Genomic DNA, 11,748 nt, shown 5'->3' on the forward strand with positions numbered 1-11,748 from the left:
CATATATACAAAAAGCCTGAGTATACGCTCAGGCTTTTTTGTTGTTTATATAAAAGATATAGCATTTTGAAGCTCTCTGAAACTTATTTCATACAATCTTTCAAATTAATGTAGTCTGTTGGCTAATTTCATTTCGAATAAATAATAGAATTACGCAAATTTATTATTGTTATCAAGAAAAATGGACTACATTTTGGAATGAAGTTTATATATTTGGCAAAATATAAAATTTAGTGGTGTTTTATCAGGCATTTTATACCTCAAAAGGCATTAAATTAGAGGATTTAGCCCCTAAAGAATAAATATTTTGTAAATAATTTCGATTGTTTACTCCACCAATCAAAATAATTAATGTCGAAAAACTTAGTAATAGTAGAGTCTCCAGCAAAGGCAAAGACCATTGAGGGATATTTAGGAAAAGATTTTACGGTAAAATCCTCGTTCGGTCATGTTAGAGATTTACCGAAAGAAAACGACGCCATCGATATTAAAAATGGTTTCAAGCCTACCTACATAATCTCTCCTGAGAAAATAAAAGTTGTTAACGAACTTAAATCTGCCGCTAAAGCTGCGGATATAGTATGGCTAGCAACTGATGATGACCGCGAGGGAGAATCCATTTCATGGCATTTAAAAGAAGCATTAGGGCTAGCAGATAATACTAATAGAATTGTTTTCAGAGAAATTACGAAAAAGGCTATTCAGAATGCCATTCAGAACCCGAGAACAATTGATGTAGATTTAGTAAATGCTCAGCAAGCACGCCGTGTACTCGACCGTCTGATAGGTTTCGAACTTTCGCCCGTACTGTGGTCTAAAGTAAAAAAAGGACTTTCCGCAGGCAGAGTACAATCTGTAGCGGTTAGAATTATTGTAGAGCGTGAAAGAGATATTGAAACTTTTGATTCAAAATCTTCTTATAAAATTATCGCACAGTTTCCATTAACAGGCGGGAGAGTTTTACAAGCAGAACTACCCAAAAATTTTGAAACTGAAGAACAAGCAAGGGCATTTTTAACAAAATGCATAGGAGCAGAGTTCAAGATTAAGAATTTAGAAACAAAACCTGCTAAAAAATCTCCAACGGCACCCTTTACCACTTCTACTTTACAACAGGAGGCTTCACGTAAATTAGGATATTCTGTAGCATCAACGATGATGTATGCACAGAAGCTGTATGAAGCAGGTAAAATTTCCTATATGAGAACAGATTCAACCAGTCTGTCTGAAGAAGCAATCGGCAAAGCTAAAGAAGCCATTACAAATGCCTATGGTGTAGATTATGTACAAACCAGACAGTATAAAACTAAGGATGAATCAGCTCAGGAAGCTCATGAAGCCATTCGTCCGACAGATTTTGCTGAAGCTACGATTACTGGTGATGCCAAAGAAAGACGCTTATACGAACTTATTTGGAAGCGTGCGATTGCCTCGCAAATGGCAGATGCTCAATTAGAAAGAACAACTGCTACCGTTGGAATTTCTACCACATCTGAAGAATTAATAGCGCAAGGAGAAGTTATTAAATTTGATGGATTCTTGAAGGTATATTTAGAAGGAAAAGATGATGAGGACGATGAAGAAAACTCAAAAATGTTACCTCCTTTAAATATCGGGCAAATCCTGAATTTAGATACACTGAAAGCTACAGAGCGTTTTTCACGCCCACCAGCACGTTATACGGAAGCGAGTTTGGTAAAAGCCTTAGAAGATAAAGGTGTGGGTCGTCCTTCTACCTATGCTCCGACGATTTCAACGATTATTAAACGTGAATACGTTGTAAAAGAAGATAGAGAAGGCAAGGAGCGAAACTTTAAAGAGATTATTCTGAAAAATGATAAAATTTCTGAAAAAGTAAGCAAAGAAACTTTTGGAACAGAAAAAGCTAAGCTATTCCCTACCTCGGTAGGTATGGTAGTAAATGACTTTCTAGTCGAAAATTTCAAAGAAGTAGTAGATTTCAAATTTACTGCCGATATGGAAGATGAGTTTGATGAGATTGCCAAAGGGAAAGTAGAGTGGTCGAAAATGATTGATAACTTTTACCAAGGTTTCCACCAAACCATTGAAGATAGTAAAGGCGTTGATAGAAATACAGTAGGTTCAACACGTGATTTAGGTATTGACCCAAAAACTGGAAAACCCGTTTCAGTAAGATTAGGTAAGTTTGGGCCTTATGTACAATTAGGCGAAGCCAAAACCAAAGATGACGAAAAACCTGTTTATTTCAACCTTAAGAAAGACCAATTAGTAACTACTATTACTTTAGAGGAGGCTTTAGCTTTGATGGAATTGCCAAAACTACCAAGAGAGGTAGGTTTCTTTGAAGATAAACCTATGGTAATTGGAGCAGGCAAAATGGGACCTTATATTCGTCATGATGATAAATATACTAGCCTTCCGCCTACTGAAGACCCTTTTACAGTAACAGAACAGAGAGCCATTGAATTGATTCTTGAAAAGCGTCAGGCAGATGTTGGAAGTGCCATCGGAAGTTTTGAAGGAGAGCCTATTACAACAGGAAAAGGTAGATTTGGTCCTTATGTAAAACATAATGGCAAATTCTATTCATTAGGAAGAGGGGAGAGCATCGACACAATTACTGGCGAAAGAGCGATTGAAATTATCATCAAAAAACGTGATAGCGAAGCCAATAAATACTTGAAAGAATTCCCTGAAAATGATTCAATCAAAGTAGTAAATGGTATGTATGGTCCCTATATTCAGATTGGGAAACGAAATATCAAAATTCCGAAAGATACAAAGCCCGAAGATTTAACTTTGGAAGACTGTATCAAACTAGGCGAAGAAGCACCTGCGCCTACGACTAGAGGGAAGAAGAAGTGATGAATTGTGAGTGATGAGTTTTGAGCAATGAGTTGCCATTACGTAAATAGAAGAGTTTAAAACCATGGTCTGTGGCACACAGAACACAATACTTGACTATTTTGGTTTTAAATATAATTCCTTATCCCTAGGGAGGGACTTAAGTCCCTCCCTAGGGATAAGTTGAAAAAACTTTATTATTAGTTTGAATTTTAAAGAAAAGGTTGTCGATTTTTGATTGGCGACCTTTTTTGATTTAAAAAATTTAGAATCAAAATAAAGCATTTATATAGAAATGAATCCTACAAAAAAGAAATTAGTAGTCCTTACTGGTGCTGGTGTTTCAGCAGAAAGTGGTATTCCTACTTTTAGAGCATCGGATGGACTGTGGGAAAACCACGCCATTGAAGATGTAGCCACGCCACAAGGCTTTAAAAAAGACCCTGAACTAGTATTACGTTTTTATAATGAACGAAGGGCTAAGTTAGACCATGTTGAGCCCAACGAAGGACATAAAATTTTAGCACGACTAGAAAAATATTACGACGTCCAAATCATTACGCAGAATGTTGATAATCTGCATGAACGAGCAGGTTCTACCAATGTACTCCACCTTCATGGCGAGTTAACCAAGGCTCGCTCGACAGTTGATGAACATTTGGTATATGAAATAGGTACAAAGCCCATCAATTTGGGTGATAAATGCGAAAAAGGCTCGCAACTTCGCCCACATATCGTGTGGTTTCACGAAGATGTTCCTCTCATACACGAAGCCATGGAAATAGCAGAAAGTGCTGATGTTTTTGTTGTAGTAGGAACGTCTTTACAGGTGTATCCAGCAGCAGGAATAGTTAATTATGTGCTAAGTTTTGTGCCTATTTACGTCATTGACCCTAAAAAGCCAGAATCTGCCACTAGAAAGAATATGTCTTTTATAGAGCATATCGGCAGTGTGGGCTTGGCTAAGTTGTGGGATATTTTAGTAAATGACTAGGATATAGCCAGAGATAACCCAATTTGTTTTGCTTAACAAAAAACTAGCCGTAATTTTGCAACTTCAAATTACAAAAAAACAAACCATGCAAATTATAGACGGGAAAGCAGTTGCTGACGAAATCAAGAAGGAAATCGCATTGGAAGTAGCTGAAATCAAAGCATCTGGTGGTAAAACGCCTCATTTAGTAGCCATTTTGGTGGGAAATAATGGAGCTTCTGAAACGTATGTTGCCAACAAAGTAAAATCTTGTGAAGAGTTAGGATTTAATTCAACTTTACTTCGTTTTGACCCAAGTATTACTGAAGCTGAACTGTTAGCGGAGGTTCAAAAAGTAAATGATAATGAAGATATGGATGGATTGATTGTTCAACTACCCCTTCCAAACCATATCAATCCCGATAAAGTAATGGAGACAATTGCACCAAGTAAAGATGTGGATGGTTTTCATCCAATCAATATTGGTAGAATGGCGAAAGGTCTTCCTGCGTATATTTCTGCTACTCCGCAAGGGGTATTAGATTTACTAGAATATTATAACATAGAGACTTCTGGCAAACATTGTGTAGTAGTAGGTCGTAGCCAGATTGTAGGCTTGCCGATGTCAATTTTGATGCAACGTAATCATAAAATTGGTAACTGCACGGTTACGCTTACGCACTCTAAAACGAAAGATTTACCAGCAGTTTGTGCAAGTGCAGATATTTTGATTGCCGCGTTGGGACGTCCAGAGTTTATCACGGCTGAATACGTAAAAGATGGTGCTGTTGTTATTGATGTAGGCTTGACAAGGGTAGAAGATGCTACTAAGAAATCGGGCTTTGCTTTGAAGGGCGATGTTAAGTTTGACGAGGTAGCACCGAAATGTTCTTTCATTACGCCTGTGCCTAAAGGAGTAGGCCCGATGACGATAGTTTCGTTGATGAAAAACACTTTACTTTCAGCTAAAAAGGTGATATACCAATAAATAGTTGTACTATGTAATGCCGTTTTTTGTAAAAAAAACAATTACATGAAAAAACGTTGTTTTGATGCTATTTTACTAAATGATTTTTGTACTTTTGCGGTAAATTTCAGAAAAGGTATTTCCAAGATAATTTTGAATTAAGAGAGATTTACAAAACTCTCCAAAAAAATGGCTGCTATCAATCAAGTTAAGATTTTTACTGGATCATCTTCCGAATATTTAGCAAAAGAAATTGCTCGCTTTTACGGAAAAGATTTAGGATTGTCTTCTGTTCAACGTTTCTCAGATGGTGAGATGTCACCAAGTTTTAATGAGTCTATTAGAGGATGTGATGTTTTCATCATTCAGTCGACTTTCCCACCAGCCGATAATATGCTGGAGCTTTTGTTAATGATTGATGGCGCTCGTCGTGCTTCTGCTCACTATGTTACGGTTGTTATGCCTTATTTTGGCTATTCTCGTCAGGATAGAAAAGACAAACCAAGGGTAGGTATTGGAGCAAAACTGATAGCTAATTTATTAACTGCTGCTGGAGCTGACAGATTAATGACTTTAGATTTACACGCTGGACAAATTCAAGGTTTTTTTGATTTCCCTGTAGATCACTTAGAAGGAACAGCGATTTTCGTTCCTTATTTAAAATCACTAGGATTAGATAATATACTTTTTGCTTCTCCTGACGTTGGTGGTGTGGTTCGTACGCGTAATGTTGCTAAGTTCTTTAATGCTGAAATGGTGATTTGCGATAAGCAACGTAAGCGTGCTAACGAAGTAGCAACTATGCAATTAATTGGTGATGTGACAGGTGCAGACGTAGTATTAGTCGATGACTTAATTGATACAGGGGGAACGATGTGTAAAGCCGCTCAATTAATCATGGATAAAGGGGCTAAGTCGGTAAGAGCTATCGTAACACACCCAGTGCTTTCTGGAAAAGCTTATGATAATATCAATAACTCCGTGCTTACTGAATTGGTTGTTACTGATACTATCCCATTAAAAGAAGCTAGTGATAAAATTAAAGTATTATCAGTAGCAGAATTATTCGCCAAAGCTATTGGCAGAATTCGTGACCATGAGTCTATCAGTTCATTATTTATAAAAAATTAATTTAAACGGTTGATTGAAGATAGTGCTTGAGGAATTATTTCCTTGAAATCGACAGGCTTTCAACACAAATCACTCAAAAATGAGAAAGATTGAAATCGTAGGGTATAACAGAGAAACCCTTGGAACAAAGTCATCTAAAGATCTTCGTAACGAATCTTTAGCTCCATGTGTATTGTATGGTGGTGAAAAACAAATTCACTTTGCTGTACCAATGATTCTTTTCCGTGAATTATTATATACTCCTGAAGTATCAGAAGTAATTTTAAATATCGAAGGTGAAATTCACCACGCTATCGTTCAAGATTCACAATTTCACCCAGTGTCAGAAGTTCTTCTTCATGTCGATTTCTTAGAAATCGTAGAAGGTAAAGAAATTAAAATTGACGTACCTGTGAAAGTTATTGGTGATGCACCAGGCGTTCGTAAGGGGGGTAAAATGGTTCAAAAATTACGTAAAGTATCTTTGAAAGGTTTATCTGATAACATTCCTGACTTTATCGAAGCTGATATTACAGGTTTAGACTTAGGACAAACATTGAAAGTTGCTAAATTGAAAGCTGAAAACGTTGCGATTTTAAATAATCCTTCTGCTCCAGTGGCTACAATTGACATCCCACGTGCTTTAAGAGGAAAAATTAACTCATAATAGTTAATTTCCAATTACACTGATAGATTTTATAAAGGCTGTTTCTTCAATATTTTGATAGAAACAGCCTTTTCTATTATTAATTAATTGGCTAGCTTTTCTAAGGCTTGCTGAATTAAATTATCAACTGTTTTTTCTGCATTTGGGGCAAATTCGTTCGTCATTCTACTGGCTACAATAGCACTCATTGACAATACCTCATGACCTAATACCTTACCCATCAAATAATAACCTGCCGTTTCCATTTCAAGGTTTGTCAATACAAGATTATCTTGCTTGAAGGAATTGAACTTTGCTAAAAGATTTTCAATCTTAGGATGATACCTCAATACCCTGCCCTGAGGAGCATAAAAGCCCGGGCAGGTAACAGTGTTACCCTCAACCCAATTATTGGGGCTATTATCCATCAACAAAGTGTATAAAGACTGGCTTCCTGTATTCGCATAAGGCAGAAAATCTAAATCAAAATATTGTTTTATTGATTCCGCAATGGCACTGTCTGGTGAATGATAGAAGAATCCTAGTGAATCAAAACCAATGCCTAATTTGGATACTACGATGCTTTCAAGAGGAATCTCTTTTTGTAAACTTCCAGAAGTGCCTAAGCGTATAATATTCAAAGACTTATGCTTGGCGTTTGGCGTTCTGGTAACTAAGTCTATATTGACCAGAGCATCAAGTTCGTTCATTAAAATTTCTATGTTATCAGTACCGATACCACTTGAAATTACGCTGAGGCGTTTTTTACCTACATAGCCAGTATGCGTAACGAATTCTCTTTTATTGATTTTAAATTCAATGCTATCAAAATATTTAGATACCTTTTCCACTCTTTCAGGGTCTCCCACAGTAATGATGGTATCAGCGATATCGTCTGGACGAAGATTTAAATGATAAATGCTTCCATCAGCATTTGTAATCAAATCGGTTGGTGAAATAGCCATTGTCAAATGAAGTTAAATGAAAAAAACTAGAGGTATTGTAAATAGCTACAATACCTCTAGTTGAATATAGTCGTCAAATATATTAATTACGCGTTTTGTTCCAAAGGACTTTTGGTTAATTTTCTACTTTTGAAGCCAAACTCTGGAGTATAGTTATCTGATTGCTTCGAATAATACCCTTTAACATTATAAGGACGTTTGCGTGGATGATTTTTACATTCATCAGAACAAGCTCCATCCATTTCTAATAAGCAAGTAGCACAAATTGGCAAATGCTCATTACATTCTGGATTGGCACAGTTCACCATATCTTCTGTATCAGTTTTACAGATATGGCATTTTGAGATAATAACAGGGTTTATTGTATTTACTTCAGTTTTTACTCTGTTATCAAACACATAACATTTCCCTTCAAAATCTTCACCTCCTTCTTCTAAACCATATTTGATGATACCGCCATGCAGCTGATATACATTTTCAAAACCTTGATCAAGCAAATAAGCAGAAGCCTTTTCACATTTGATACCACCAGTACAATAGGTAATGATTTTTTTATCTTTAAGATGTTCTATTTCTTGAACGTGCTCAGGGAGTTCTCTAAGCGTCTCCATGTCGAAAGTAATTGCTCCTTTGAATTTTCCGATACTATGTTCGTAGTTCGAACGCATATCTACCAGCACAACGTCAGGGTCATTCTTCAACATTTCTTTAAAATCGGCTGGCTCCAAATGTTTACCTGTTCTTACTCTAGGGTCAACAGGCAAATCTGAATTGACGATTTCTTCTTTGACACGTACATGAAGTTTAGCAAAAGCGTGTACTTCGTGTTCTTCAACTTTAAAATCGAAATCAGAGCCTGCAAAAATTGGGTCGTTTTCTAACCAATTCATGTATCGTTCACAGTCTTCAGCTAGGCCCGAAACGGTTCCATTTAAGCCCTCTGGGGCTACAATGATGCGTCCTAACAAACGATTTTCAAGGCAAAATAAGTGATGTTTTTCTCGGTAAGTATCCACATCGGGGATAGGCGTGTAATTATAATAAAGAATTACTCTGTATGGCTTCATCTTCAACATGAGATTACAGGGTGAATGTATTTCTTATCAAAAAGAGCTTATTCGTAACCTTAAAATATTTGATAAGAGATACTAAAACGAATAAGCACTGCAAAGATACGAAAAAGGGGAGTTTAGCCGTATAAATTTGTCATTTACAAAAATGCTTTTTGTCATATTTTATAAAATTACTCATGGCATGACTTTGTTAGTTTTATGATAATTGCCAATTGATTGGAAGTCATGCCATGAGTGAGAAAACAAATACAATCGCTCGCATCATGCGAGTGATGAAAATTATAATGCTTCCAACCCAACTTTAGTTTATAAACTATATCCGTAGCGGCAATCCCTTGCGGTTGCCGTTCTGTATTCCCCGAGCCCATAAACGGTAACCGCAAGGGTTACTGCTGCTTTATAAGTAATTAAAAAAGCGGTCGAAAAACTAATTTCGACCGCTTTTATGATTTATTTCTTTTTAATGCATTTCATAGACCTCTGCTTCTTCTACTTCCACCACCATGTTATCATTGATAGTAGTAAGCTTTATCTTTTTTGTTTCATTAATCAACAGCGGGTCATATTTAGCCGTTACTCTGATGTAGTTTTCAGTGAAACCCTGCATTTGCCCATTTTCAACATCTTCTTCAAAAAGCACCGTGAAGTCATTTTGCAAATGTTGTTCATAGAAATACCTTCTTTTTTTATCAGATAAAATATGAAGCATTTTTGACCTTTCAGACCTTTTGCTCATAGGTATTACTGGCTTGATGGCCAAAGCAGTAGTATTTTCACGTTCAGAATAGGTAAAAACGTGCAAATAGCTGATAGGTAACTCATTCAAGAAATTATAAGTTTCTAAAAACGCCTCATCAGTTTCACCTGGATGTCCTACAATCACATCAACACCAATACAGCAATGAGGCATCAATTCCTTTATCTTGTTCACTCTATCTACATAAAGCTCTCTTTTATAGCGTCTTTTCATCAAGGCCAATACCTTATTCGAGCCTGATTGTAAAGGAATATGGAAATGTGGAACAAAGCGTTTTGAACTCGCCACAAATGTGATGATTTCATCTGTAAGCAAATTTGGCTCTATCGACGAAATTCTAAAACGGTCGATTCCTTCTACTTCGTCCAATGCTTTGACTAAATCCAGAAAAGTATTTACTCTTTTGCCATTTTGTAAACCGAAGTCACCGATATTTACTCCTGTTAATACAATTTCTTTTACACCACTTTCAGCAATTTCACAAGCAGCCTTTACTACATTTTGAATGGTATCAGAACGGCTAGCTCCTCGGGCAAGGGGAATAGTACAGTAAGCACATGGATAATCACAACCATCTTGTACCTTCAAGAAAGTACGTGTTCTGTCGTTTAATGAATAAGAAGTATGATATTCTACGGCCTCTTCAATATTTTGATTATAGATTTTGGCTTTATTGCCACTCGGTTCTTTTACAAAACCATCTAATAAATCAATCAATTGGAATTTTTCGGCTGCTCCTAATACCGCATCTACTCCATCGATGTCAGCAATTTCCTTTGGCTTTAATTGGGCGTAACATCCAATGATGGTTACATAGCCATTAGGATTAATCTTATTTGCTTCTTTTACAATTTTCTTACACTTCTTGTCCGCATTTTCAGTAACTGAACAAGTATTGATGATAAATATATCTGGCTTTTGATTGAATTCTACCTTTTGATAGCCCTTTTGCTCAAACATTCTTGAGATGGTTGAAGTCTCGGAATAGTTGAGTTTACAGCCTAATGTATAAAATGCTACTTTTTTCATACTGCAAAGATAGTTATCAAGATTGAAATTTATAACTAAAAAATCAAAACTAGCTTTACATTGTATTCATTATTAGTTGATTATCTGGGTTATAAACAAAAAAGCTCGACTATTAGCCGAGCTTTTTTGTTTATATATGTTGTATCAAAACTATAGAACAGCAGTTTTTACTGTTTTAATGATACGAGCAGCTACTTTGTATGGATCAGCAGCAGAGTTTGGACGACGGTCTTCTAACCATCCTTTCCATCCTTTTTGAACTGCAGCGATTGGAATACGGATTGATGCGCCACGGTCAGAAACTCCATAAGAGAACTGATCGATAGATTGAGTTTCGTGTTTACCAGTTAAACGTAAGTGGTTATCAGCACCATATACTTCAATGTGTTCTTTCACGTAAGGAGCAAATGCTTGACAGATAACGTCATAAGTTTCTTTCTTACCAGCTGTTCTAAGAGCAGTGTTAGAGAAGTTAGCGTGCATACCTGAACCATTCCAGTCAGTATCACCAAGTGGCTTACAGTGGTAGTTAACCCAAACACCGTATTTCTCACAAGTTCTTTCTAACAAATAACGAGCAACCCAGATTTCATCACCAGCTTGTTTTGCACCTTTAGAGAAACATTGGAATTCCCATTGACCAGCAGCAACTTCAGCATTGATACCTTCAACGTTCAAACCAGCTTGAAGACAATATTCTAAGTGTTCTTCAACGATGTTACGTCCGTAAGCATTTTTAGCACCTACTGAACAGTAATATGGTCCTTGTGGACGAGGATAACCGTTTGCAGGGAAACCTAAAGGAAGGTTTGTAGCTAAGTCATACAAGAAATACTCTTGTTCAAAACCAAACCAGAAATCATTGTCATCATCTTCAATTGTAGCACGACCGTTAGACTCATGTGGATTACCTTCTGAATCTAAAACTTCGCACATAACTAAATACGAAGGAGTACCTAATAGAGAACGTTCAGGGTCAGCACAGATAAAAACAGGCTTTAATTGACAGTCAGAAGAACCACCTGGTGCTTGTTCTGTAGATGAACCATCAAATGACCACATGCCACAATCCTCTAATTTACCACTAAAATCACTTTCAATTTTAGTTTTACTACGAAGGCTCTGAGTTGGTTTGTAACCGTCCAACCAAATGTACTCAAGTTTAGCTTTTGCCATGATTTTGTTATTGGATTTTTTAATATTTGGTTAATTTCCTTATTTCTTGGTACAAATTTATACTTCTAAAATTGAATTTCACAAGAAAAAAATGATTTTTATGAAATTTTTAAACCTGCACCTGTTTTTTTGCTTGATTTGAACTATTCTAATGTCTTAAACAATAGTAAACTTTTGTTTAAAGAAATTATATTTTGTTATTATCAAATTTACAATACTTTATTTC

Annotated in this window: 9 protein-coding genes; 5 read left to right on the plus strand and 4 right to left on the minus strand. The window is 36.3% G+C overall.

What is annotated here, in order from left to right; all coding sequences use genetic code 11:
• Positions 1 to 351 precede the first annotated feature (351 nt).
• The 5 genes from topA (at position 352) to AC1RNE_RS01485 (ending at position 6,543) form a co-directional block, all read left to right on the plus strand.
• A complete protein-coding gene (gene topA, locus AC1RNE_RS01465; RefSeq protein WP_492799287.1) occupies positions 352 to 2,847 on the plus strand; it encodes a type I DNA topoisomerase in 2,496 nt (831 codons plus the stop codon).
• 274 nt (positions 2,848 to 3,121) lie between these two features.
• The gene (locus tag AC1RNE_RS01470; protein WP_492799288.1) at positions 3,122 to 3,820 is read left to right on the plus strand and encodes an SIR2 family NAD-dependent protein deacylase; all 699 of its coding nucleotides are present in this window, start codon (positions 3,122 to 3,124) and stop codon (positions 3,818 to 3,820) included.
• 85 nt (positions 3,821 to 3,905) lie between these two features.
• On the plus strand, positions 3,906 to 4,787 hold the full coding sequence (locus AC1RNE_RS01475; RefSeq protein WP_492799289.1) for a bifunctional 5,10-methylenetetrahydrofolate dehydrogenase/5,10-methenyltetrahydrofolate cyclohydrolase: 882 nt from the start codon (positions 3,906 to 3,908) through the stop codon (positions 4,785 to 4,787).
• A 168-nt stretch (positions 4,788 to 4,955) separates the two neighbouring features.
• Positions 4,956 to 5,897, plus strand: coding sequence for a ribose-phosphate pyrophosphokinase (locus AC1RNE_RS01480; RefSeq protein ID WP_492799290.1), 942 nt, complete (start codon positions 4,956 to 4,958; stop codon positions 5,895 to 5,897).
• 79 nt (positions 5,898 to 5,976) lie between these two features.
• Positions 5,977 to 6,543, plus strand: a complete 567-nt coding sequence (locus AC1RNE_RS01485; RefSeq protein WP_492799291.1) for a 50S ribosomal protein L25/general stress protein Ctc — start codon at positions 5,977 to 5,979, stop codon at positions 6,541 to 6,543.
• A gap of 83 nt (positions 6,544 to 6,626) precedes the next feature.
• Here AC1RNE_RS01485 and AC1RNE_RS01490 read toward each other — a convergent pair whose 3' ends face one another.
• The 4 genes from AC1RNE_RS01490 to AC1RNE_RS01505 all read right to left on the minus strand — a co-directional run bounded on the left by AC1RNE_RS01490 (position 6,627) and on the right by AC1RNE_RS01505 (position 11,522).
• Positions 6,627 to 7,487, minus strand: coding sequence for a nucleoside phosphorylase (locus AC1RNE_RS01490; protein WP_492799292.1), 861 nt, complete (start codon positions 7,485 to 7,487; stop codon positions 6,627 to 6,629).
• 86 nt (positions 7,488 to 7,573) lie between these two features.
• Positions 7,574 to 8,554, minus strand: a complete 981-nt coding sequence (trhO, locus tag AC1RNE_RS01495; protein WP_492803592.1) for an oxygen-dependent tRNA uridine(34) hydroxylase TrhO — start codon at positions 8,552 to 8,554, stop codon at positions 7,574 to 7,576.
• A gap of 466 nt (positions 8,555 to 9,020) precedes the next feature.
• The gene (mtaB, locus tag AC1RNE_RS01500) at positions 9,021 to 10,346 is read right to left on the minus strand and encodes a tRNA (N(6)-L-threonylcarbamoyladenosine(37)-C(2))-methylthiotransferase MtaB (protein WP_492799293.1); all 1,326 of its coding nucleotides are present in this window, start codon (positions 10,344 to 10,346) and stop codon (positions 9,021 to 9,023) included.
• A 150-nt stretch (positions 10,347 to 10,496) separates the two neighbouring features.
• Positions 10,497 to 11,522 carry a glutamine synthetase beta-grasp domain-containing protein gene (locus tag AC1RNE_RS01505; protein ID WP_492799294.1) on the minus strand — a complete coding sequence of 342 codons (1,026 nt, stop codon included), beginning with the start codon at positions 11,520 to 11,522 and terminating at the stop codon, positions 10,497 to 10,499.
• Positions 11,523 to 11,748: the final 226 nt, after the last annotated feature.

The sequence above is a fragment of the Arcicella sp. GW822-FHT02H01 genome, assembly GCF_058802005.1.

Coding starts and splice junctions, on each gene's coding strand:
- AC1RNE_RS01505 (WP_492799294.1), bottom strand. CDS start 11,522: ATGGCAAAAGCTAAACTTGAGTACATTTGGTTGGACGGTTACAAACCA.
- AC1RNE_RS01490 (WP_492799292.1), bottom strand. CDS start 7,487: ATGGCTATTTCACCAACCGATTTGATTACAAATGCTGATGGAAGCATT.
- topA (WP_492799287.1), top strand. CDS start 352: ATGTCGAAAAACTTAGTAATAGTAGAGTCTCCAGCAAAGGCAAAGACC.
- trhO (WP_492803592.1), bottom strand. CDS start 8,554: ATGAAGCCATACAGAGTAATTCTTTATTATAATTACACGCCTATCCCC.
- AC1RNE_RS01470 (WP_492799288.1), top strand. CDS start 3,122: ATGAATCCTACAAAAAAGAAATTAGTAGTCCTTACTGGTGCTGGTGTT.
- mtaB (WP_492799293.1), bottom strand. CDS start 10,346: ATGAAAAAAGTAGCATTTTATACATTAGGCTGTAAACTCAACTATTCC.
- AC1RNE_RS01480 (WP_492799290.1), top strand. CDS start 4,956: ATGGCTGCTATCAATCAAGTTAAGATTTTTACTGGATCATCTTCCGAA.
- AC1RNE_RS01475 (WP_492799289.1), top strand. CDS start 3,906: ATGCAAATTATAGACGGGAAAGCAGTTGCTGACGAAATCAAGAAGGAA.
- AC1RNE_RS01485 (WP_492799291.1), top strand. CDS start 5,977: ATGAGAAAGATTGAAATCGTAGGGTATAACAGAGAAACCCTTGGAACA.